Origin of the sequence: Actinomadura litoris (genome assembly GCF_009733595.1) — a bacterium.
Lineage (GTDB): Bacteria > Actinomycetota > Actinomycetes > Streptosporangiales > Streptosporangiaceae > Spirillospora > Spirillospora litoris.
The window spans coordinates 474,332-496,902 of record NZ_WOFH01000002.1; the positions used below are offsets into that span (position 1 = coordinate 474,332).

The 22,571-nt window shown below is 73.7% G+C and carries 21 protein-coding genes; 12 read left to right on the top strand and 9 right to left on the bottom strand.

Annotated features, from left to right (window positions below; all coding sequences use genetic code 11):
• The first annotated feature begins 112 nt into the window (after positions 1-112).
• The 6 genes from GNZ18_RS06645 (at position 113) to GNZ18_RS06670 (ending at position 5,013) form a co-directional block, all read left to right on the top strand.
• Positions 113-979, top strand: a complete 867-nt coding sequence (locus tag GNZ18_RS06645) for a hypothetical protein (RefSeq protein WP_156215305.1) — start codon at positions 113-115, stop codon at positions 977-979.
• Positions 980-1,140: 161 nt separating this feature from the next.
• Positions 1,141-1,623 (top strand): hypothetical protein, encoded by a 483-nt coding sequence (locus GNZ18_RS06650; protein ID WP_156215307.1) that lies wholly within the window; start codon positions 1,141-1,143, stop codon positions 1,621-1,623.
• A complete protein-coding gene (locus GNZ18_RS06655; protein ID WP_156215309.1) occupies positions 1,620-2,648 on the top strand; it encodes a peptidoglycan-binding protein in 1,029 nt (342 codons plus the stop codon). Before GNZ18_RS06650 ends, GNZ18_RS06655 begins: the two co-directional genes overlap by 4 nt.
• The gene (locus GNZ18_RS06660) at positions 2,645-3,322 is read left to right on the top strand and encodes an ABC transporter ATP-binding protein (RefSeq protein ID WP_156215311.1); all 678 of its coding nucleotides are present in this window, start codon (positions 2,645-2,647) and stop codon (positions 3,320-3,322) included. The genes GNZ18_RS06655 and GNZ18_RS06660 overlap by 4 nt, the downstream gene beginning before the upstream one ends.
• Entirely contained in the window at positions 3,319-4,590 is a 1,272-nt protein-coding gene (locus GNZ18_RS06665; protein ID WP_312874339.1) for an ABC transporter permease, read from the top strand. Before GNZ18_RS06660 ends, GNZ18_RS06665 begins: the two co-directional genes overlap by 4 nt.
• A 60-nt stretch (positions 4,591-4,650) precedes the next feature.
• Positions 4,651-5,013: a hypothetical protein gene (locus GNZ18_RS06670; protein ID WP_156215312.1), complete on the top strand. Its 363-nt coding sequence runs from the start codon at positions 4,651-4,653 to the stop codon at positions 5,011-5,013.
• Positions 5,014-5,020: 7 nt separating this feature from the next.
• Here the strand turns inward: GNZ18_RS06670 and efeU are convergent, their stop codons facing one another.
• From efeU to GNZ18_RS06690, 4 genes are all read right to left on the bottom strand, one after another.
• Positions 5,021-5,881, bottom strand: coding sequence for an iron uptake transporter permease EfeU (gene efeU / locus GNZ18_RS06675; RefSeq protein ID WP_242886237.1), 861 nt, complete (start codon positions 5,879-5,881; stop codon positions 5,021-5,023).
• Between the two features lie 134 nt (positions 5,882-6,015).
• Positions 6,016-7,221 carry an HRDC domain-containing protein gene (locus tag GNZ18_RS06680; protein WP_312874373.1) on the bottom strand — a complete coding sequence of 402 codons (1,206 nt, stop codon included), beginning with the start codon at positions 7,219-7,221 and terminating at the stop codon, positions 6,016-6,018.
• A gap of 193 nt (positions 7,222-7,414) precedes the next feature.
• Positions 7,415-7,987, bottom strand: coding sequence for a DUF3000 domain-containing protein (locus GNZ18_RS06685; RefSeq protein WP_156215314.1), 573 nt, complete (start codon positions 7,985-7,987; stop codon positions 7,415-7,417).
• A gap of 133 nt (positions 7,988-8,120) precedes the next feature.
• Positions 8,121-8,321 (bottom strand): hypothetical protein, encoded by a 201-nt coding sequence (locus GNZ18_RS06690; RefSeq protein WP_156215316.1) that lies wholly within the window; start codon positions 8,319-8,321, stop codon positions 8,121-8,123.
• 334 nt (positions 8,322-8,655) lie between these two features.
• Between GNZ18_RS06690 and hemE the strand changes: the two genes are divergently transcribed.
• Positions 8,656-9,624 (top strand): uroporphyrinogen decarboxylase, encoded by a 969-nt coding sequence (hemE, locus tag GNZ18_RS06695; protein ID WP_242887070.1) that lies wholly within the window; start codon positions 8,656-8,658, stop codon positions 9,622-9,624.
• Between the two features lie 14 nt (positions 9,625-9,638).
• Here hemE and GNZ18_RS06700 read toward each other — a convergent pair whose 3' ends face one another.
• Positions 9,639-10,625 carry a DUF4349 domain-containing protein gene (locus GNZ18_RS06700; RefSeq protein ID WP_173390669.1) on the bottom strand — a complete coding sequence of 329 codons (987 nt, stop codon included), beginning with the start codon at positions 10,623-10,625 and terminating at the stop codon, positions 9,639-9,641.
• A 184-nt stretch (positions 10,626-10,809) separates the two neighbouring features.
• Here GNZ18_RS06700 and hemG point away from each other — a divergent pair, with 184 nt between their 5' ends.
• Genes hemG through GNZ18_RS06715 form a run of 3 tightly spaced genes read left to right on the top strand, consistent with a single transcriptional unit; the run spans position 10,810 to position 13,586 of the window.
• A complete protein-coding gene (gene hemG, locus GNZ18_RS06705; protein WP_156215320.1) occupies positions 10,810-12,285 on the top strand; it encodes a protoporphyrinogen oxidase in 1,476 nt (491 codons plus the stop codon).
• Positions 12,236-12,940, top strand: a complete 705-nt coding sequence (gene hemQ, locus GNZ18_RS06710; RefSeq protein ID WP_156215321.1) for a hydrogen peroxide-dependent heme synthase — start codon at positions 12,236-12,238, stop codon at positions 12,938-12,940. Before hemG ends, hemQ begins: the two co-directional genes overlap by 50 nt.
• 31 nt (positions 12,941-12,971) lie before the next feature.
• Positions 12,972-13,586 carry a hypothetical protein gene (locus GNZ18_RS06715; protein WP_156215322.1) on the top strand — a complete coding sequence of 205 codons (615 nt, stop codon included), beginning with the start codon at positions 12,972-12,974 and terminating at the stop codon, positions 13,584-13,586.
• Positions 13,587-14,173: 587 nt separating this feature from the next.
• Here the strand turns inward: GNZ18_RS06715 and GNZ18_RS06720 are convergent.
• Positions 14,174-14,782 carry a TIGR04222 domain-containing membrane protein gene (locus GNZ18_RS06720; protein ID WP_281377899.1) on the bottom strand — a complete coding sequence of 203 codons (609 nt, stop codon included), beginning with the start codon at positions 14,780-14,782 and terminating at the stop codon, positions 14,174-14,176.
• A 4-nt stretch (positions 14,783-14,786) separates the two neighbouring features.
• Positions 14,787-15,188 carry a peptide-methionine (R)-S-oxide reductase MsrB gene (gene msrB / locus GNZ18_RS06725; protein ID WP_156215324.1) on the bottom strand — a complete coding sequence of 134 codons (402 nt, stop codon included), beginning with the start codon at positions 15,186-15,188 and terminating at the stop codon, positions 14,787-14,789.
• Between the two features lie 53 nt (positions 15,189-15,241).
• On the opposite strand from msrB, the gene GNZ18_RS06730 reads away from it, so the two are divergent.
• Positions 15,242-16,324 (top strand): DNA polymerase domain-containing protein, encoded by a 1,083-nt coding sequence (locus tag GNZ18_RS06730; protein ID WP_156215325.1) that lies wholly within the window; start codon positions 15,242-15,244, stop codon positions 16,322-16,324.
• Between the two features lie 63 nt (positions 16,325-16,387).
• Here GNZ18_RS06730 and GNZ18_RS06735 read toward each other — a convergent pair whose 3' ends face one another.
• Positions 16,388-18,322 carry a Xaa-Pro dipeptidyl-peptidase gene (locus GNZ18_RS06735; protein ID WP_156215326.1) on the bottom strand — a complete coding sequence of 645 codons (1,935 nt, stop codon included), beginning with the start codon at positions 18,320-18,322 and terminating at the stop codon, positions 16,388-16,390.
• Positions 18,323-18,636: 314 nt separating this feature from the next.
• Between GNZ18_RS06735 and GNZ18_RS06740 the strand changes: the two genes are divergently transcribed.
• Positions 18,637-20,022 carry a sulfatase family protein gene (locus tag GNZ18_RS06740; protein WP_156215327.1) on the top strand — a complete coding sequence of 462 codons (1,386 nt, stop codon included), beginning with the start codon at positions 18,637-18,639 and terminating at the stop codon, positions 20,020-20,022.
• Here GNZ18_RS06740 and GNZ18_RS06745 read toward each other — a convergent pair.
• Positions 20,013-22,412, bottom strand: a complete 2,400-nt coding sequence (locus tag GNZ18_RS06745) for a HelD family protein (protein ID WP_376766262.1) — start codon at positions 22,410-22,412, stop codon at positions 20,013-20,015. The two genes, GNZ18_RS06740 and GNZ18_RS06745, sit on opposite strands and share 10 nt — an antisense overlap.
• Positions 22,413-22,571 lie beyond the last annotated feature (159 nt).

Genomic DNA, 22,571 nt, shown 5'->3' on the forward strand with positions numbered 1-22,571 from the left:
ATGCGGTCAGGCGGCCACGGTAAGTGATCGTGAGCGCGAGACTGGCGCCATGGAACCACGGAACGCGCGCACATCCCGCCGCCCTCCGCGCCCCCATCCGCCCAGGCGAAAGATGATCGCCGTTTTCACGGCCGGTGCCGTGACGTTCGCCGCGGGCTGGATCACGCTGACCGACGCCGGCGGCGGGGTGCTTCGAGGACTGGGCCTCCTGGAATCCACCCAGGACCGTGCCCGCGGCTTCATGGGCTCGAAGTCGCTCGTGCTGGCCGGGGCGCCGAGGTGGGGCGAGTCGGCGGCCATGGTCACCGGCGAAAGAATGGTGGCGCCGACCTCGAATGAGGCATTCTACGACCGGTACAACGAGAAGGCCGATGACCCGAGGGTGGCCGGGAGCGGGTACTCGGAGATCTCTTTCGGCCTCAAGGCGCAGCGTGCCCAGGTCGTCGAGATAACGCAGATCACCGCGGTGGAGGTCAAGAGAATCCCCATGCCGGACGGCACACTGCTGTGGAGCCCGCCCGGAGGAGGGGACGGCGTCATGCTGACCCTCGGGTTGGCCTTCCGGAACCTTCCCCCACGGGTGCGGGCGCGGACCATCGAGCCTGTATACAGCGAGAATGCTCCTTTCCGCTGGAAGGATCTGGGCCCTTATCCCGGACATGGAAAGGGCAACACCAAGCTGAAGGACCAGGAGACGGTGAGCGTCCAGTTGTTCGTCGACACGCTGAGCGTGCCCACGTCCTTCAAGATCGCGATCTCCTACACGGTGGGCGGAAAAGTGCAGCCGCCCCTGGTCTTAGGCAATGAGGGCGACGAGCGAAGGCCGTTCCGCATCGTCCCTCTTTGTTCGTCGCGCAGGTTCATCGCGGAGAAGAGGGCGTACACGATCGACCTCGGCGCCTCGCGGCCCGGCGTGGTGCCGATGAAAATGGGTTCGATGGGGGACATCTCACTAAAATGCTCCAAGCGACAGAGCTGACGGTGTGCCGCCTTCGCGAGGTCGAGTGATTCGCCGAACGGGCCAGGCCGCCGTCAGCCGGTCGCGGCCGGATCGTCGCGGTGGTGCGGCTAATGCGGGTTTAACCCCTGGGGTGGTCCTCTTGGGGCGCTGGGACGTGGGTTTCCGGCGGAGAGGACGGTATGCGGGTTCGCGGGTTCGGGCTTGTGGTGGCGGCTGTGGTGGGGCTTTCGGGGTGCGGTGGGGAGTCGGGTGGGGTCGCCAGCGCGGGTGGCGGGTCGGCTTCGCCTCAGAAGTCGGTTTCGGCGGAGGACGCGCAGCTCGGGTTCGCCCGGTGCATGCGGGAGAACGGGGTGGACGTTCCGGATCCGGGGAGCGGGCAGAAGGCGCTGCGGCTCGGGAAGGGCGGCGACGGGGAGAAGGTCCAGGGGGCTTTCAAGAAGTGCCGGTCGTGGCTCCAGGCCGGCGGGAAGATGCCCGATCTCAAGGATCCGAAGGCGCGGGATTCCTATGTCAGGTTCGCGCAGTGCATGCGTGAGAACGGGGTCGACATGAAGGACCCGGGGTCGGACGGGGTGATCCAGGTTCCGCGCGGCACCAGCCCCGAGAAGGTCGAGAAGGCGCGGAACGCCTGCCGGGGGCTTCTGCCGGGGAGCGGGAAATGAGATGGGCGCTGGTGGTGGGCGGCGTCGTCGTCCTGGGGGTCGGGGTGGGCGGTGTGGTGCTCCGTCTCGGCGGGGACGAGGCGGAGGCACGGCCCGGGGTGCGGCTGGGGACGGCGGTGGTGACGCGGGGGGATCTCGTGGACACCGAGAAGGTGGACGGAAGGCTCACCTATGACGGGGCCCGGGACGTGTGGACCGGTGCGTCCGGGATCGTGACATGGGCGCCGAGGGAGGGGGCGACCGTTCGCCGGGGCGGGACGCTGGTGAAGGTCTCCGGGAAGCCCGTCACCTTGATGTATGGAGGAAGCCCCATGTACCGGGTGCTCCGGGTGGGGGAGTCGGGTGCGGACGTGCGGCAGCTTGAGGGGAACCTCGCGGCGCTCGGGTACGGGGATCTGACCGTCGACACGCGGTTCACCGAGGCCACGGAGGCCGCCGTCAAGGAATGGCGGGACGATCGAGGGCTTGAGGAGACGGGGGTCGTCGACCCGGCGCAGATCGTTTTCCTTGGCGGGGCGGTGCGGGTGCGGAAGGTGCGGACGCCTGAGGGGAAGCAGGCCGTCCAGGGGCAGCCCGTGCTGGAGGTGGCGGGGACGCGGCGGGTCGTCCATGTGGACCTTGACGCGGACAAGCAGGACCTCGCGCGGGAAGGCGCGAAGGTCTCGGTCGAGCTGCCCGGCGGCAAGGTCGTTCCCGGGACGGTCAGCGAGGTCGGCGACGTCGCGGAGAGCAGCGGGAGCGGGCAGGACCAGAAGACCACGGTGGGCGTCGACATCGCGGTCAAGGGGCGCACGGGACGGCTGGACGAGGCGCCCGTGACCGTCGAGCTGGAGAGCGAGCGGCGGCGGGGCGTGCTGTCGGTGCCGGTCGAGGCGCTGCTGGCGACGCGGGAGGGCGGGTTCGCGGTCGAGGTCGCCGACGGGACGGGCAGGCTCGTCCCGGTGCGGATCGGTGCGTTCGGCGGAGGGCGCGTGGAGGTCACCGGGGTCGCCGAGGGCGTGAAGGTCGGGGTGCCGGAGCGATGACGATCGTCAGGTTGGACGGGGTCACCAAGGAGTACGCGGGCGAGGTCGTCGCGTTGCGCGGTGTCGATCTCGGCGTCGAGGCGGGGGAGATGGTCGCGATCATCGGGCCGTCCGGGTCGGGCAAGTCCACGCTGCTGCACATGATCGGCACGTTGGACCGGCCGACGGCGGGGCGGGTGGAGGTGGCCGGGCACGACGTGGCGCGGTTGTCGGACCGGGAGCTGTCGGCGCTGCGGGCGCGGCACATCGGGTTCGTGTTCCAGCAGTTCCACCTCGCGGCGGGCGTGAGCGCGCTCGACAACGTCGCGGACGGGCTCCTCTACAGCGGCGTGCCGCTGCGGGAGCGGCGGGAGCGGGCGCGGGCGGCGCTGGAGCGGGTCGGGCTCGGGCACCGGACGCGGCACCGGCCGCACCAGATGTCGGGCGGTGAGCAGCAGCGGGTCGCGGTGGCGCGGGCCGTGGCGGGCGAGCCCGACCTGCTGCTGGCCGACGAGCCGACCGGCAACCTCGACTCGGCGGCGGGCGCCGGGGTGCTGGCGCTGCTCGCCGAGCTGAACGCGGCGGGCACCACGATCGCGATCATCACGCATGACGCGGAGGTGGCGGCCGCCGCGCCGCGCCGCGTCCGGGTGCGGGACGGCCTGATCGTCGCCGACGAGCGGGGCGCCCGGTGAGGCCCGCGCGGCTCGGGCCCCGGGACGTGCTGCGGGTCGGGCTCGGCGGGCTGCGAGCGCGCCCGGCGCGGGTGGTGATGTCCGCGCTCGGCATCGCGATCGGGATCGCGACGATGGTCGCGGTCATCGGGATCTCCTCCAGCGGCGAGGAGGAGCTGCTGCGGCGGCTGGACCGGCTCGGCACGAACCTGCTGCGGGCCGAGCCCGGCGACACGCTGTTCGGGGACGCGGCGGAGCTGCCGGAGGCGGCGCCGGAGATGGTCCGCCGGATCGGGACCGTGACGGCGGTCGGCGCGACCGGCGCGACCGGCGCGACCGTGCGCCGCACCGACCGCATCCCGGAGGAGGTCACCCAGGGCATCGCGGTGCAGGCCGCGACGCCCGACCTGCTCGGCACCCTCGGCGCGCGGACGGCGGCGGGCCGCTGGCTGGACGCGGCGACCGGGCGCTACCCCGGGGTCGTCCTCGGCGCGGAGGCGGCGCGGCGGCTCGGCCTGGACCGGCCCGATCTCCTGTGGGGGGACGACCCCCCACGCCCCCCGGAACAGCCCGGTCACTTGTGGAGGGGCGACCCCCCACGCCCCCCGGAAGGGCCCGGTGTGCAGGTGTGGATCGGCGGGCGCCGGTTCACCGTCCTCGGCGTGCTGGCCCCGGCGGAGCTGGCGCCGGAGATCGACCGGTCCGCGCTCGTCGGCTGGGACGCGGCGCGCCGCTACCTCGGCTTCGGCGGGCACCCGACGACGATCTACGAGCGGTCGGCGGACGCGTCGGTCGCCGACGTCCGGGCCGTCCTCGCCAGGACGGTCGACCCCGAGCATCCCGAGCAGGTGCGGGTGAGCCGCCCCTCGGACGCGCTGGAGGCCAGGGCCGCGGCGGCGGGCGCGTTCACCGGGCTGCTGCTCGGCCTCGGCGCGGTCGCGCTGCTGGTCGGCGGCGTCGGCGTCGCGAACACGATGGTGGTCTCGGTGCTGGAGCGGCGCCGCGAGATCGGGCTGCGGCGGTCCCTCGGCGCGACGCGGGGGCAGGTCCGCGTGCAGTTCCTCGCCGAGTCGCTGCTGCTGTCGGCGTGCGGCGGGGTGGCCGGGGTCGTCCTCGGGACGGGGGTCACCGCCGGGTTCGCGCTCGCCAAGGGGTGGCCGCCGGTCGTCCCGGTGTGGGCGCTCGGCGGCGCGCTGGCGGCGACGCTCGCGATCGGGACGGCGGCGGGGCTGTACCCGGCGGCGCGGGCGGCGCGGCTGTCGCCGACCGCCGCGCTGGCCACGGTCTGAGGAACCGGTGCATGATTGGGACGCCGACGACGTCCCACCTGGGGAGGTGCCTCCGCCGCCATGCCCGTGCCACGTCCGCTCCGCGAGCGCTGCCGCGATTTCCTCGGGATCGACGGGGAGATCCGCTACCTGTTTCCCGCGATGGCCCACGGGGGCGGAGCGGGGTTCGTCTTCGTCGTCACCGACGACCAGGTCGCGGTGATCTCCACCGGGTCGCTGAGCCGCAGCACCCCGAAGAGCATCTGGGGCAGCTACCCGCGCGGCACCCGGATCGGCCCGGTGGAGCTCGGCGCCGGCGCGTCCTTCGAGTTCGCCGGGGCCGCGTTCGAGATCGACGACGAGTACGTCGCGGTGGTCAACGCCGCCGACACCGAGATTTTCGCGCGCGACAGCCTGCCGCGCGACCCGCTGCCCGACCTGTGAGGCCGCCTCAGGAGGTGGCGGGCTGGTTCGCCGGGGCCGGGCGCGGCTTGGACGGCGACGAGGAGCGCAGGAACAGCGCCATCACCGGCACCAGGTAGAGCGCCCACATGACGAGCTGGAGCCAGGTGATCTGCGGGGTGACGTTGAGGACGCCCTGGAAGATCGTCTGCATCCAGTCGCCCGGCGTGCCGAACTTGGCGAAGAACAGATGCGGCTCCAGCGCGACCGACCGGAGGCCGGGGAACACCTCGGCCTCCTGGAGGTCGTGGAAGCCGTAGCCGAACACGCCCGCCGCGACCACGATGAGCGCCGCGCCCGTCCAGGTGAAGAAGCGCTTCAGGTTGATCTTCAGCCCGCCCCGGTAGAGCAGGTACCCGAGCGCGACCGCGACCGCGAGGCCGAGCAGCGCGCCGGTGATCGGCTGCGTGGAGCCCTCGGAGGAGTTGCTGATGTTGGTCCACAGGAACAGCGCGGTCTCCAGGCCCTCGCGGCCGACGGCGAGGAACGCCACGAGCGAGAGCGCCACCGGACCGACGTCCAGCGCGCCCTGGAGCTTGCCCTCCAGCTCGGCCTTCATGAACCGGGCGGCCTTGCGCATCCAGAAGACCATCCACGTCACGAGCCCGACCGCGACGATCGACAGCACGCCGCCGAACAGCTCCTGGGTCTTGAACTGCATCTCCGAGGACGCGGCGCTCAGCGCGATCCCGAACCCGACGCTGAGCGCGATGGCGATGGCGATGCCCGTCCAGACGGGCAGCAGGGCGCGGCGGTTGCCGGTCTTCACCAGGTACGCGATGAGGATGCTCACGACCAGCGCGGCCTCAAGCCCCTCGCGCAGCCCGATGAGGAAGTTGCCCAACAGCATCGCGACGCTCCTCCACCGACCACACGTTTTAGGCAAAGCTAACCTAAACAAGTGTGTGCTCGGACGGCGCCCCCCGCAAGAGCGACTTGCGCCGGCAGGCCGGTGGGAACGTTCCGCCGCCTACACGCCGCGGCCTACACGTCCCCCTTGTACTCCAGCCGCAGGAACGCCCTGGCCAGCGGTTGCGCGGTCAGCTCCACCTGCCAGCGGCGGGCGCCGAGCGCGCTGAGGGCGGCGGCGACCGCGGAGGCGGACGCCTCGCCGGGCGGCGTCCACGCGAGCCGGCGCACCGAGTCGGGCTGCATCAGGTTCTCCGAGGGCATCGTGTGCTCCTCGGCGAGCGCGGCCACGACGGCGCGGGCGGCGGTGAGCCGCTTGGCGGCCTCGGGGTCGCGGTCGGCCCAGCGGTGCGCGGGCGGCGGGCCGTCGCCGGGGAGGTTGGCCTCGGGCAGCTCCCGGTCGGACAGGCCGCGGGCGCGGGAGACCGCGCGCAGCCAGGCCGACTGGTGGCGGCGGGCGCCGCGGCCCCGCATGGTCGGCAGCGCCTGCAGCTCGGCGGGGGTCTTGGGGGCCTTGAGCGCCAGCTCGACGATCGCCGCGTCCTGGAGCACCCGGCCGGGGGACAGGTCGCGCTCGCGGGCGATCTTGTCGCGGGCCTCCCACACCTCGCGGACGGTCGCAAGCGCGCGCCGGTTGCGGACGCGGTGGATGCCGGACGTGCGGCGCCACGGGTCGGCGCGGGGCGGCTTCGGCGGCATAGCCAGGATCGCCGCGAACTCCTCCAGCGCCCAGCCGAGCTTGCCGGCCGCCTCCAGCTCCGCCTCCAGCGCGTCGCGCAGCTCGACCAGCAGCTCGACGTCGAGCGCGGCGTAGCGCAGCCAGTCGTCGGGCAGCGGCCGGGTCGACCAGTCGGCCGCCGAGTGCCCCTTCTCCAGCAGGAAGCCGAGGACGTTCTCGACCATCGAGCCGAGGCCGACGCGCGGGTAGCCGAGCAGCCGCCCGGCCAGCTCGGTGTCGAACAGCCGCCGGGGGACCAGCCCGACCTCCGCCAGGCAGGGCAGGTCCTGGTTGGCGGCGTGCAGCACCAGCTCGGCGTCGGCGAGCGCGGCGTCCAGCCCGGACAGGTCGGGGCAGCCGACCGGGTCGATCAGCGCGGTGCCCGCGCCCGCGCGGCGGAGCTGGATCAGGTACGCGCGCTGCCCGTACCGGTAGCCCGAGGCCCGCTCGGCGTCGACCGCGACCGGGCCGGTACCGGCCGCGAACGCGGCGATGACACGTTCCAGACCGGCGGCGTCGGCGACGACGTCCGGCACGCCCTCGCGGGGCTCCAGCAGCGGGATGGCAGGGGGCCCGGTGTCCTGTTCCGGGGGGCCGGCGTCCTGCTCCGGCGTGGCTCCCGCGGGCGGCTTCTCCGCACCGGTCTCCCGCTCGGGACCGGTGGCGCGCGTTTCGGACACTCCCACTGTTTCCGTGTTCTCCCCCGCCGCCTCGGTTTCGGACGCTTCGCTTCCCACGCCCCCTACCGTACGTCTCTCAGCGGCCGGTGCCGCCGGGACGGTCGGGCAGGGACGCGACTCCGGCGGGCGGCAGGCCCGCCGTCGTGCACATCACCTCGCACCACGCCGCCACGTGCCCCGCCAGGTCGTCGCCGGTGGGGGACCAGGACGCGCGCAGCTCCAGCTCGGTGGTGGAGGGCTCGTCGGCCTTGTCGCCGAAGCTCTCCGACACCGCGCGGGTGATCGTCCCGGAGACGCCCGCGTACCCGGCGGGCTCCAGCGCCTCCAGCAGCCAGCTCCACGCGACCGAGCCGATCAGCTCGTCGGCGGCGATCTCGGGCTCCAGGTCGGCGCGGATGTAGGCGACGACGCGGAAGCCGTTCGCCCAGTCCTTCTCCCGCGCGCCGTCGGGGTCGTACAGGACGATCAGCCGCCCCATCGCGATCTCGGTGTCGTCGTCGCGGTAGACGCTGCCCGACAGCGCGGCGGCGTAGGGGGCCAGGTTCCGCGGGGCGGGCATGTCCTCCAGTTCGAGCTCGGGCCGGACGCCCGGCCCGTCGAGGATGCCGCGCAGGGTGTCGAGGGCCCGCTGGAAGGCAGGTGGGTTCATGGTCGGACCGGCCTGGGGCGGGGGGTGGGACTCGGATCGGTGACGGTGGGACGGGGTGCCGCCGCGCGCGACGGGAGGATGCGGGGGAGAGACAGGCACAGCACAGATGGTTTCGTTTCGGGGGCCGGGCCGGTCAGGCGACGGCCCGCGTGGAGCCGGCACGGGACGGGCGGGTGTGAGCCGACCGGTCTCGGGCCGGTTGGGCGTGGTCGATCGAGGGGGACGGGCCGGGCGCCGCGACGGCGCCGACGAGCATGGCCGTGCCGCACTCGGTGCAGGCCCGCTCCGGACACTCCTCGCCGTGCCCGTCGGGGCAGGGCGGCTGCTCGAACATACGTTCATCACCGCAGGTGGAGCAGTACAAGGGGGAACCTCCCTCGGCTATGACACGGATCACGTTCGCATGAGCCGGTGACAGAATGCGGGACTTCGCTCGGCGTGTCCGGAACTTCGTTCGCTTGTTGCGCGTTCCCCGGTGTTTCGGGAGGCGCCCTCCGCCGGGGACTCCGCCGGGTCGGTGCGGCCGCTTCAGCGATCCGTGGGACCATCGGGTGGTGGCCCTTGACGTTGCTGGTCCCGACGACCCCTCCCAGAACGCGCAGGCCCCGGCCCTGCGCGACAGCCCCTTCCTGCGGGCGTGCCGGCGCGAGCCGGTGCCGCACACGCCGGTGTGGTTCATGCGGCAGGCCGGGCGGTCGCTGCCGGAGTACCTGCGGCTGCGCGAGGGCGTCCCGATGCTGGAGTCCTGCACCCGCCCCGACATGATCGTCGAGATCACGCTCCAGCCGGTGCGCCGCTACGCGGTGGACGCGGCGATCTTCTTCAGCGACATCATGGTGCCGCTGAAGGCGATCGGCGTCGACCTCGACATCAAGCCCGGGGTCGGCCCGGTGATCGCCGACCCGATCCGGGACGAGGCGGGGCTCGGCGCGGTGCGTCCGCTCGAACCGGACGACGTCTCCTACGTCACCGAGGCGGTGCGGGGGCTGGCGGGCGAGCTGGGCGCGACGCCGCTGATCGGCTTCGCGGGCGGCCCGTTCACGCTCGCCTCCTACCTGGTCGAGGGCGGCCCGTCCAAGAACCACGACCGCACCAAGGCGATGATGTACGGCGCGCCGCGGCTGTGGGACGCGCTCATGGGCCGGCTCGCCGACCTGACGATCGCGTTCTTGAAGGTGCAGGTCGCGGCCGGGGCGAGCGCCGTGCAGGTGTTCGACTCGTGGGTGGGCGCGGTCTCGCCGCAGGACTACCGCGAGTCGGTGCTGCCGCACACGAGCCGGATCTTCGCCGAGGTGGCTGGGCTCGGCGTCCCGCGCATCCACTTCGGCGTCGGGACGGGCGAGCTGCTCGGGCTGATGGGTGAGGCGGGCGCGGACGTCGTCGGCGTCGACTGGCGCGTCCCGCTGGACGAGGCCGTCCGCCGCGTCGAGCCGGGCAAGGCGCTGCAGGGCAACCTCGACCCCTCGATCCTGTTCGCGCCGTGGGAGACCGTGGAGCGCCGGGCGCGCGACGTGCTCGCCCGCGGCCGTACCGCCGAGGGCCACGTGTTCAACCTGGGGCACGGCGTCCTCCCTTCCACCGATCCGGACGTGCTGGCCCGCCTCGCGGACCTCGTCCACGAGGCGAGCACGGAGTAGTCGGTACGGGGTGGTCAGCGGGGCGGTGGCGGGGCGTGCGGCGGGAGGTCCCGCGGCGCCTCGGCCGGAGCGCCCGCCATCGCCATCTCCGATTCCGGCTCGGCGGCGGGTGCGACCGGGCGCCGGGCACGCAGCCTCCGCCGGACGGCCAGCGCGGGCAGCCCGATCACCGCGGCCGTCACCAGGAACGGCAGCAGCCAGCCCAGCGCGGTCGCGACGCCGCCGACGAACGCGGTGAAGGCGTCCCAGCCGTGGCGCAGGCCGCCGGTGAAACCGCCCCCGTCGTCGTCGGGCTCGGCGGCGACGGCCCCGCCCTTCGCCTCCAGCTCGACGGTCAGGGTCGCGTAGCGGGTGCTGTCCTGGAGCGACTTCTGGCGCGCCTGGAGCGACTCCAGGTCGGCCTCGCGGCTCGCGATCTCCCGCTCGATGTCGACGACCTCGCCGACCGTCCTCGCCTTGTCGAGGAGCTTGCGGAAGGAGGCCAGCGCGGCCCGCGCCGAGCGGACCCGGCTGTCGACGTCGGCGACCTCGCCCGTGACGTCCTCCGCCTGCTGGTTCAGCGACACCTTCGTGCCGAGGTCGACCGAGAGCCGGGCGAGCACCCCGGCGTACTGGTCGGCGGGGATCTTCAGCCGCAGCGTCGAGGACGGCGGGCCGCTCGACCCCTGCTCGCGCTCGATGTAGCCGCCCGCCGCGACGACCCGCTGCTTGGCCTTGGCCGCGGCGGCGTCCACGTCGTCCGCCCTGATCCGCAGCGTCGCGGTGTAGACGACGGAGCGCGCGGCGGGTAGCGGTACCTTCGCGTCGGTGCGGCCCCCGCCGTCCTGCGGCGCCCCGGCCGCCGACCCGGTGGCCCCGGCCTGCGGCGCGGCGCCGCGCCGGGCGGCGGAGGAGTCGCGCCCCCCGCCCGCCGAGTCCCCGCTGGAGGACGACTCGTCCGACCCGCTCGCGCACGCGCCCAGCGCCGCGGCGAGCAGGAGGACGAGCAGCGCGCACGTCACCTGCCTGATGCTTCCGACGATCCGCATTGCGCTTGGACGGCCGTGTCCCACGTCACCGTTCCGGCGGCCCGGTCGCGATCAGGGCACGAAGCGGGCACGCGCCGGTCACGGACACCGGCGACGGGTTATCCACAGCGCACGCCCCGATGCGCGATTCCGCGGGGCGTCTGGGAGGCTGGGAGCCATGACCTCCTCGCCTGCCGCCACCCAAGCCGTCGTCGTCGGGGGCGGCATCGCTGGCCTCACCGCCGCGCGCGAGCTGGCCCGCGCCGGCGTGCGGGTGACCGTCCTGGAGGGCTCGCCGCAGACCGGCGGGAAGCTCCAGGTCAGCGAGATCGCGGGGCTGCCCGTGGACGAGGGCGCCGAGGCGATGCTGGTGCGCCGCCCCGAGGGCCTGGAGCTGGTCCGCGAGCTCGGCCGGGGCGGCGAGCTGGTGAACCCGGGCACCACGTCCTCGGCGATCCTGAGCCGGGGCGCGCTGCGCCCGATCCCGTCCGGGCAGGTGATGGGCGTGCCGTCCGACCTGCGGGCGCTCGCGGCCTCGCAGGTGCTGTCCCCGGCGGGGCTGGCCCGCGTGCCGCTCGACCTCGTCCTGCCCGGCACGCCGCACGACGCGGACGTGTCGGTCGCGGGCCTGGTCGGCGCCCGCCTCGGCCGCGAGGTCGTCGACCGGCTCGTCGAGCCGCTGCTGGGCGGCGTGTACGCCGGGCGCGCCGAGCTGCTCTCGTTCGAGGCGACGCTGCCCGCGCTCGCCGCCGCCGCGCGCGGGCGCCGGTCGCTGATCTCCGCCGTCCACGGCGTGCGGAACGCCGCGCCGAAGGAGGAGGGCCCGGTCTTCGCGACGCTGCCCGGCGGCCTCGGCACGCTCCCGGGCGCGGTCGCGGCCGACCTCGCCGCCGCCGGCGGCACGATCAGGACCGATGCCATGGTCCGCGAGCTGCGCCGCCGCGAGGACGGCTGGCGGCTCACGCTCGGCCCGGCCCGCGACCCCGAGTACCTCGACGCCGACGCCGTGGTGATCGCCGTCCCGGCGGCGCCCGCGTCCCGGCTGCTGCGCGCGCAGGTGCCCGCCGCCGCGGCCGAGCTGGCGCAGATCGAGTACGCGAGCATGGCGATCGTCACGCTCGTCTACCCGGCGGCGGCGTTCCCGAGGCTGCCGAAGGGCAGCGGCTACCTCGTCCCGGCCGTGGAGAGCGCGCACGAGGTCAAGGCCGTCACGTTCAGCTCGGTGAAGTGGCCGCACCTGCGCGCGCACGACCCCGGCCTGATCGCGGTGCGTTGCTCGATCGGCCGGTTCGGCGAGGAACATACCCTGCAAAGGGCGGACGAGGAGCTGGTCGCCGCCGCGACGGCGGAGCTGGCGGACACGTGCGGGGTGGGCGGCCCGCCCGCCGAGACGCGGGTGACCCGCTGGGGCGGCGGCCTCCCGCAGTACAACGTGGGCCACGCCGGACGCGTCGCGAGGATCCGCGCCGCCGTCGCCGGCGAGCCCGGGCTGGCCGTCGCGGGCGCGGCCTACGACGGTCTGGGCGTCCCCGCGTGCGTCGCGTCGGCGCGCGCGGCGGCGGTGCGAATACTCGAACATGTGCGCAGTCGAAGAGGAGCAGACGATGGCAGCGACGGAAGCGGCGGGCAGGCCGAAGGCACGCGAGCTCAATGACGTGATCCGCTACACGATGTGGTCGGTCTTCCGGGTCGCGACCCCCGGCGCGGTCGCCGAGCGGGACGCGGCGGAGGTCCAGGACCTCCTCGACCAGGTCGCCGAGAAGGACGTCACCACGCGCGGCGCCTACGACGTCGCCGGGCTGCGGGCCGACGCCGACTACATGTTCTGGTGGCACGCTCCCACGGCCGAGGACCTCCAGGACGTCTACACCCGCTTCCGCCGGACGGCGGTGGGCCGCGCGAGCGAGCCCGTGTGGTCGCAGATGGCGCTGCACCGCCCGGCGGAGTTCAACAAGAGCCACATCCCGGCGTTCCTGGCCGACGAGGAGCCGCGCGCGTACGCGTGCGTGTACCCGTTCGTCCGGTCCTACGAGTGGTACCTGCTGCCGGACGAGGAGCGCCGCGCGATGCTCGCCGAGCACGGCAAGATGGCGCGCTCCTATCCCGACGTCCGCGCCAACACCGTCTCCTCGTTCGCGCTCGGCGACTACGAGTGGATGCTGGCGTTCGAGGCCGACGAGCTGCACCGCATCGTCGACCTGATGCGCCACCTGCGGGGCGCGCGCGCACGGCTGCACACCCGCGAGGAGGTGCCCTTCTACACCGGGCGCCGCAAGGCGGTCAGCGAACTCGTCGCCAACCTGCCCTAGCCAGTGGCAAACCCTCGGTAAAGTGCGCCCCGTGACCGACTCTCCCGCCAAGCAGAACCCGGCCCAGCACTCCCGGGGCCGGCACGCCAAGCCCCCGTCCGCGCTGTCGATCCGCTGGAGACGGCTGGCCGGAGGGTCGCCGGGCGGGTCGCGGCGGCGCCGGGCGTCGGTCGCCGGGGCGGGCGCCGCGACCCTCGCGCTGGCGACCGGGCTGGTGGTGTTCGGGGCGGTGCCGGGCCTGCCGGGCGGCGGCGCCGAGGCGCCCCGCGCCGAGGTGGCCGCGCACACCGGCCGCCCCGCGCCCGCGACGGCCGGGGTGCGGCCCGAGTCGGTCGAGGACCCCGACGAGGTCCCCGAGGCCGTCCCCTACTTCGAGAGCAGGGATCCGGAGAAGAAGATCGCCCGGCACGTCACCGACGTCCGCCGCAGCGGCGACTTCCTCCGCGTCTACACGGACCTGGGGGAGAGCGACGAGAACTCCAAACCCGCGCTCTCCCTCTGCGAGTGGACGACCCAGTTCCTCAAGGACGGCGGCGACGACGAGCCCCGCGTCTTCGTCCACGGCAAGAGCAGCGACAACGGCAGCGTCGTCCTGGCGAACAAGCAGAGCGACAAGGACGACTGCGAGGTCCCCGAAACCCGCTGACCCCACCTCCAACCCTCCGCCCAGCACCCCCCACCTCCAAACCCGGCCAGCCCCGCGAGTCCCGTACCCATGAGGTTCAGGCCGCGAGGTTCCCGCCCGTGAGTGCCGTGCCCGCGAGTCCCGTGCCCGTGAGGTTCAGGGCGTGAGTGCCCGCCTGCGGGTCCCGTGCTCGCGGGTCCCGTGCCCGTGAGTCCCGTGTCCGTGAGGTTCAGGCTGCGAGGTCTCGCCCGTGAGTGCCGTGTCCGTGGGTGCCGTGTCCGCGGGCGAGGTTCAGGGCGTGAGTGCCCGCCCGCGGGTCCCGTGCCCGCGAGTCCCGTGCCCGCGAGCCCCCGCCCGTGAGTGCCGTGCCCGCGGGCGAGGTTTAGGGCGCGAGTGCCCGCCTGCGGGTCCCGTGCTCGCGGGTCCCGTGTCCGTGAGGTTCAGGCCTTGAGGTCCCGCCCGTGAGTGCTGTGTCCGTGGTCCCGTGCCCGTGAGGTTCAGGCGCGAGTGCCCGTTGTGAGGTGTCGCTCGCGCTTGCCCGCAGGGGCCGGGGCTTGGCCGGGGGTGGGGTGCGGGATTCCGGTTGGGGAGGGTGCGGGCGGGGGTGCTCAGAAGCTGTTGTACTGGGAGTCGGGGAGGTTGCTTGCTTCCAGGTTGTTGCCGCGGTGCTTGGTGCGGGGGAGTTTGATCGGTTTCGGGTCGTCGGTGCCGAGGATCTCGCGCATTCTGGCGTCCTCGACGGCCTCCGGGCCGAGCGCCGCGAGGCGGGCGAGGTCGGTCGTGACCGGTGATTCCGCGAGGCCGCGCCGCGCCGCCTTGCCCTTGCGCGTGGGGCGGGACGCCCCGCGCAGGAGTCCGCGCTCGCGCAGTGCGGCCGCGATCTCTTGCAGTTCGGGAGTCTCGGCCACCGCGGCGAGGAGTGGGCCCAGCATCGTTCCGGTGCCGGGAACGCGCTCCAGGAGCGCGGCCTGAAGGGGGTCGTCCGGCGCGGCCTGTGCGGGGGCGTCCGGCCTCGCCCGGACGGCCTCCACGCGGTGCGTCCGGGAGACCCGGACGCGGCGGCCCTCGACCAGCGCGAGGAGCGCGGTCTGGGCGACCCGCCGGGGGCCGCCGCACAGGAACGCGATCTCGTAGGTGCTCAACTCGCCCATCGACCCTCCGCCCGCCGTGCCGCCCGTTCTCTCGGACGCGCCGCGCGGGCCGATGGTTGCGCTCAGGGCCCTATTCGGCGGGCTCCAGGTTGAGGCTGACGCTGTTGATGCAGTAGCGGTCGTCGGTCGGGGTGCCGTAGCCCTCGCCGTGGAAGACGTGGCCGAGGTGGGAGTCGCAGGCCGCGCACCTGACCTCGGTGCGGAGCATGCCCATCGAGCGGTCCTCGATCAGCACGACCGCGTCCGAGTCGGACGGGGCGTAGAACGACGGCCAGCCGCAGTGGCTGTCGAACTTGGTCTCCGAGCGGAACAGCTCGGTGCCGCAGGCCCGGCAGCGGTAGACGCCGACGGTCTTGGTGTCGGTGTACTCCCCGGTGAAGGGGCGCTCGGTGCCCGCCCGGCGCAGTACCCGGAACTCCTCCGGGTTCAGCTGCGCCCGCCACTCTTCCTCGCTTTTACGGATCTTCTCCATACCGTCGACCGTACCCGGCGAGAGTGTCGGGCCCGTGGGTTAACGTGCTGGTTATGGCCTCGCCGTACATCGAGATCCCGGTCGGGGATCGACTCGTCAAGGTGTCCAACCCCGACAAGGTCTACTTTCCTGAGCCCGGCTACACCAAGCGGCAGCTCGTGGAGTACTACCTCGCCGTGGGCGAGGGCATCCTGCGCGCCACCCGCGACCGCCCGACGACGCTGGAGCGCTGGCCCGCCGGGGTCTTCGAGGGCGCCAGGATGGCGACCCGGGAGGACTACGCCCGCGGCCAGGCGGGCATGGGCGCGGGCAAGTCCGACGCGTTCTACCAGAAGCGCGTGCCCAAGGGCGCGCCCGACTGGGTCCGCACGTCCCGGATCGAGTTCCCGAGCGGCCGCTCGGCCGACGAGGTCCGGCCGACCGAGGTCGCGGTGATCGCCTGGGCGGCCAACCTCGGCACGCTGACCTTCCACCCCTGGCCCGTCCGGGACGGCGACGTCGACCATCCCGACGAGCTGCGCATCGACCTCGACCCGCAGCCCGGCACCGACTTCTCCGACGCGGTCCGCGTGGCGCTCGGCCCGGCCCGCGACCTGCTGGACGAGCTGGGCCTCACCGGCTTCGTGAAGACCTCCGGCAAGGGCGGGGTGCACATCTACGTCCGGATCGAGCCGCGCTGGACGTTCACCGAGGTCCGCCGGGCGGCGCTGGCGTTCGGGCGGGAGGTGGAGCGCCGCGTCCCGGACGAGGTCACCACCCGCTGGTGGAAGGAGGAGCGCGGCGAGCAGGTGTTCGTCGACTTCAACCAGAACGCCCGCGACCGCACGATCGCCTCGGCCTACAGCGTCCGCCCGGTCCCCTACGCGGCGGTCTCCGCCCCGCTCACCTGGGACGAGCTGGCCGACGCCGACCCGCACGACTTCACGATCGCGACCATGCCGGGCCGGTTCGCGCGGGTCGGCGACCTGCACGCCGCGATCGACGACAAGGCGTTCTCGCTGGACGGCCTGCTGGAGCTGGCCGACCGCGACGAGCGCGACCACGGCCTCGGCGACATGCCGTATCCGCCGAACTACCCGAAGATGCCGGGGGAGCCCAAGCGCGTCCAGCCCAGCAAGGACACCGACCGCGCGTGAAAGAGCCGCCGCCCCCTCGGAAGGGGGCGGCGGCCCTCGCCGGTCACTCCGGTCACTCGGGGATCAGGAGAACCTGCGCTCCTGGACCGGCAGCGACACCTCCGCCGGGCCGCGCCACGGGGTGGCGGGCAGCGGGGCGAGCCGTGCCTCGGCGCCGCCCTCGGCGGCGACGACGGGGAAGCGGATCGAGCTGGCCGCCAGGTCCACCGTCACCTGGGCGCCGGTGGGCGTCTCGGTGTTGTAGTCGGCGTCCGTCCCGGCGAGGACGAGCCCCAGCCGGTGGCCCTTCTTCAGCAGGTACTCCTGGCTGAGGGTGTCCCAGCGGACGTCGTAGTACTGGCCGGGCGTCAGCGGCGACGGGTCGCTCAGCGACGAGCGGTTCTGGGCGTCCAGCCAGCCGCGCGCGACGACGTTCACCGGGGAGGTCACCGTCCTGATCTTCGTCTGCTTGTAGCAGGCGTCGTCGGACGGGGTGGCCTCGCCGTGGCAGTCCTCGGTGGTCAGCGTCTGGATGCCCGACCCCGGGCCGAGGTAGTCGACGCGGGTGTCGTCGCCGTAGTCGACGAGCAGCGCGGTGATGTTCGAGGTCGGCTTGTCCAGCTTGATCCGCAGCCGGGCGTCGGGCGTGCCCGACAGCCGCGTCGTCTCGGGCAGCGCGCCCGTGACGTAGGCGAGCCGGAACGGCTTGCCGGTCGTCGGGTCGGTCACCAGCTCCGACTCGCGGTACCCCTGGTTGCGGGAGCCGGCGGCGTCGGTGTAGGTCGCGGTCGCGCCCTTGGGCGCGTGCCACAGGCCGAGCGAGCCGTTCTCGCCGGGACGCAGCGTCACGGTCCTGGCGTCGGGCGCGGGCCAGTCGTCCTGGGTGACCCACGTGTCCGGACCGACCTGGATGTCGGCGCGCGGCTCGTCCAGGACGTCGTTCGGGATCTTCTGCAGCTCGTGGTCGAACCACTTGTGCAGCGTCGTGACCCACAGGTCGCGGCGGATGTCGAACGGGTCGACGTGCCCGGTCTGCGACAGCCACACCTTGCGGCGGACGCCGCGCTGGGCGAGGCCCTTCCACCACTCGGCGAAGTGGTCGTCCTTGACGTTCAGGTCGTTGACGCCGTGGTAGGCGAAGATGCTCGCGCGGACGTTGCCGAGGCGGCCGACCGACCCGTGCCGGTAGTCGGCGTCCTTCCAGTACGCGTTGTAGTTGCCGGTCGCGTCGTCCTCGCCCTTGTCGAGGGCCGCGTTGACGGCGGCGCACTTGGCGGGCGGGTCGGTGTCGACGGTGTCGGCGAGGCCCGGCTGCTCGTCGGTCCAGTACTTCACGCCGTTCATGCGGCTGTAGTTGTACCAGCTGCTGATCGCGGCGATCGGGACGATCGTCTCCAGGCCCTCCACGCCGGTGGAGGCGACGCCGTTGGCGAGCGTGCCGTCGTAGGACTTGCCGATCATGCCGGTGCGGCCGGTGGTCCAGGTGGCCTGCGCGGGCGTGCCGTCCGGCTTGTAGGCCCTGGCCCGGCCGTTGAGCCAGTCGACGACGGCCTTGCCGCCGAGCACGTCGGACGGTCCGCCGCTGACCGGGCAGCCGTCCGAGCGGGTCGTGCCGACCATGTCCACCGCGAGGAAGGCGTAGCCGCGCGGGACGAAGTAGTTGTCGTAGAACAGCGGGAACTTCAGCGGGTTCCCGTTCGCGTCGTAGGTCTTGCGCTCGCTCTCGTTCCCGCGCCCGAGGTTGTCGTAGTACGGGCTCTCGTCCATGATCACCGGCACCTTGAGACCGCTCTCGGTCTCCTTCGGCCGGATGATGTCGACGTTGACCCGGTCGAGCTTGCCGTCGCGGTCGCTGTCCACGCTCGACTCGACGTACACGTGCTCGCGGATCGCGTCCTTGTAGGAGAAGACCGGCTGGGTCACGCCGCCCTCGACCACGATGTGGGGGGACGCCTGCGCGACGGCCGTCGCGCCGCCCGCGCCGACGAGTGCCGCGCCGGTGAGTACGGCGACGGTCATGCTCCGTCGGGTCCGTCTCTGGGATCGCCTGGGCAATCCGCACCTCCGAAGCTGATGGTGGTTCCGTTCGCGCACACGCTCCTCGCCTCGGCGCGCGAGGTAAAGGTTTGCGGTTCGGCGATCTTGCACCGGTTTTGGGCAGAACCTGCCCTTGCGGGCGGCGCGTCCGTGTCCTCCCTCACCGTCCGGCCGCCGCCTCGTCTCGCAGCGTTGCGCCGACGATCGACATTCCCTACTATTTCGGTTTGTTTTACTAAATCGGTAGGGAAAGTGGGTTGCTCATGCCCGAGCACGACGAAGCATCCGGAGCGAGCATGAGCAGGCGGGGCGCCACCGCGGCGATGGGCGCCATGGCCGTCGCAGCAGCCACGGGGCCCCTCGCGACCGGGACGGCCCACGCGGACGAGCGGCCGTTCCGCGCCGACACCGGGGCGCGGCCCGCCAAGCGGCCCAACATTCTGGTCATCCTCGGCGACGATCTCGGCTGGGCCGATCTGGGCTGCTACGGCTCGCCCGCCATCCGCACCCCGCACCTGGACGGGCTCGCGCGGCAGGGCGTCCGGTTCACCGACGCCTACTCGGCCGCCGCCGTCTGCTCACCGACCCGCTTCGGCCTCTACACCGGCCGCTACCCCGGACGGCTGCGCGGCGGACTGGAGGAGCCGATCGCCCGCCCGGACGAGCTGCACGGCATCCCGCCGGGCCATCCGACGCTCGCGTCCCTGCTCAAGGGCGCCGGGTACGCCACCGCGATGTTCGGCAAGTGGCACTGCGGCTTCCTGCCCTGGTACAGCCCCCTCAAGTCTGGCTGGGACACCTTCTTCGGCAACCTGTCGGGCGCCGTCGACTACTACTCCAAGATGACCGCCGACGGCCGCGACCTGTACGAGGGCGAGGTCCCCACCGAGTCGCTCGGCTACTACACCGAGACGATCGCCGACCGCGCCGCCGCGTTCGTCCGCGAGGCGCGGGGCGGGCCGTGGCTGCTGAACCTCAACTTCACCGCCCCGCACTGGCCCTGGGAGGGGCCGGGCGACCGGGCGGTGAGCGCGGAGATCACCGCGCGGATCAGGGCGGGCGACTCCCGGGCGCTCTGGCACGACGACGGCGGCTCCCTCGACACCTACCGCCGGATGGTCGAGGCGATGGACGCGGGCGTCGGCCGCGTCCTGGCGGCGCTGCGCGAGACCGGCCAGGAACGTGACACGCTCGTGCTGTTCTCCAGCGACAACGGCGGGGAGCGCTGGTCCTACCAGTGGCCGCTCAGCGGCGCCAAGGCCGGGCTCAACGAGGGCGGCATCCGGGTGCCGAACATCCTGCGCTGGCCCGCCCGGATCCGCCCCCGCCAGGTCAGCGGCGTCCCCGTGATCACCCAGGACTGGACGGCGACGATCCTGGAGGTCACCGGGGTGCGGCCCGCCGCGTCCCACCCGCTGGACGGCCTGAGCCTCGCCGGGCACCTGCTGCGCGGCGAGCGCGCGCCCGGGCACGACCTGTTCTGGCGCACCCGGACGGCGCGGGCGCTGCGCCGGGGCCGCTGGAAGTACCTGCGCGCGACCCCGTCCGCCCCGGGCGCCCTCTACGACCTCGCCGCCGACCCCCGGGAGCAGGCCGACCTGGCGCGCCGCCGCCCGGAGGTGTTCACCGCGCTGAAGTCGCGCTGGGAGGAGATCGACAAGGGGCTGCTGCCCTACTCCTGACCCTCCGCCAGCCTGCCCAGCATCTCGGGCAGGTCGCCGTCGTGGACGACCGTCATGCGGCGCGTCGCCCGGGTCAGCGCCACGTAGAGGTCCTGCCCGCCCTTCGGTGACTCGCCGAGGATCCCGGCGGGGTCCACGACGATGACCGAGTCGAACTCCAGGCCCTTGGCCTCCCCGGCGGTCAGCACGACGACGGGGGAGTCGAGGGCCTCGGGCGTGGCGCCCACGGCCGCGTCCGGCAGCGCGGCGAGGACGCCGGGGTGCCGCGCCGCCGAGGAGATCACCGCGAGCCGCCCCTCCGCGACGCCGCCGCCCGCCGACGGGCCGGTGGCGACCTCGGCCAGCTCGGCGCCGACCAGGGCCGGGAGCTCCGCCACCCCCGCCTCGACGGCGCGCGGCGGGGCGCCGTCGTCGCGGACGGGCACCGGGGGAACCTCGCCCGGCGCGACGGCGGCCAGCACGTCCTGCGCCACCTCCATGATCGCGGCCGGGGTGCGGTAGTTGACCATCAGCCGCTGCTCGCGCCAGCGCCCCGGGACGTAGCGGTCGAGCATCTGCCCCCAGGACGCGGCGCCCGCCGCGCTGCCGGTCTGCGCGATGTCGCCGACGACGGTCAGCGACCGGGTCGGGACGCGGCGCATCACCGCGCGCCAGGCCATCTCCGACAGCTCCTGCGCCTCGTCGACGATCACGTGCCCGTAGGCCCACTCGCGGTCGGCGGCGGCGCGCTGGGCCGTGGTCAGCGCCGGCCCCTCGTCGTGGTGGCGCTCGGCGAGCAGCGCCGCGTCCACGGTCTCGGCGCCGGTCGACTCGATCACCTCGCGGGCGTACAGCTCGTCCGCCTCGCGCCGCCTGGCCGCCGCCCGGCGCCGGGCCCGCGCGGGCGCGTCGTCGGAGCCGAGCAGCTCGGCGGCCTCGTCCAGCAGCGGGACGTCGGACGTCGTCCACGGCGACCCGGGCGGGCGGTGCAGCAGCGCGACATCCGGGACGTCCGCGCCGAGGCGCGCGAGGGCGTCGGGGTCGGCGAACAGGTCGGTGAGCAGCTCCTGCGGGGTCAGCTCCGGCCACAGCGCCTCGATCGCCGCGCGGACGGGCGGCTCGTGCCAGAGGCCCTCCTTGGCCAGGCGGAGGTCGGCCTCGTCCAGCAGCGGCGCGTCCTCGGCCTCGTCGAGCAGCTCCTGGAGCCAGCCGGGGACCTGGCCCGCGCGGATGATCTCCTCCAGCGGCTCGTCCATGATCTTCTCGAACTGCTCGGCGCGGTTCACCGCGAGCGCCTCCAGCAGGTCGTGCACGAACCGCCGCCGCTGGAGGTTGTGCGGCAGCCGCAGCGCGCGGGCTTGGTCGCGGGCCATCGCGCACGCCACCTCCTCGACGTGCAGGGTCAGGCCGTCCGACTCGACGCTCAGCCCCCCGGGCGGGACGCGCTGGCGGTCCAGCACGGCCGCCTCGACCAGGCCCGCCATCGCGAGGCCGCCCTTCACGACCGCGACGGCGGGGGAGTCGGACGCGGTCGCCCGCAGCCCCGGGTACAGCTCGCCGACCGTGGCCAGCGCCACGTCGGTCTCGCCGAGGCCCGGGAGCACCTGCTCGATGTAGCGCAGGAACGTCGCGTTCGGGCCCACCACGAGGACGCCGCGCCGCTCCAGCACGTCCCGGTGCGTGTAGAGCAGGTAGGCGGCGCGGTGCAGCGCCGCGACCGTCTTGCCCGTGCCCGGCCCGCCCTGGACGACCAGCACGCCCTGCAGCGCCGAGCGGATGACCTGGTCCTGCTCCTCCTGGATCGTGGCGACCACGTCGCTCATCCGGCCCGTCCGGCCGCGCCGCAGCGTCGCCAGCAGCGCCGCCTCGCCGACGATCCCGCCGCGCTCGGACTCCGCCAGCCCCTCCAGGTCGAAGACCTCGTCGTCCAGCCGGACGACCTCCCGCTGCCGTAGGTGCAGGTGGCGGCGCCGCGCGAGGGTGCCGGGCGCGCCCGGCGTGGCCGTGTAGAACGGGCGCGCCGCCTCGGCCCGCCAGTCGATCAGCATCGGCTCGTGGTCGCCGTCGCGCAGCCCGATCCGGCCGACGTAGAAGGTGTCGCCGGGGCCGTCGGCGTCGGAGCGGTGGTCGATGCGGCCGAAGCACAGCCCCTGCTCGACGCCGCTCAGCCTGGCCAGTCGCCGGGCCGCCTCGTCGGTGGCGACGGCGCTCTCCAGCCGCGCCTGGAACGCGCTCCCGCCCCCCGCGGCCGGGCCCCTGCGCAGCGCGTCCTCGGCCCGGGCGCGCTCGGCGTCGAGCCGCTCGTACACGCGGGACACATGCTCCTGCTCCGCGCGCAGGGCCGCCTCGCGCACCTCGTCCCGAGGTTCTCGACGTTCGGGCTTGACAGCATCCGGTTGACGGAGTCCCATGCCTCGGCTACACTCCTGTTCATAGAATGGAGTTTGGTGTGCGCAGTTCGTAAGCCGCCACCTTATCATCCGAATCCCGTCCTTCGTGCGCGTTCCGAAGGACCACCTCTTCGCCGCCGATCCGGCGCTGATCCGCGGCCGGTCCGCCGCCGAACCGAT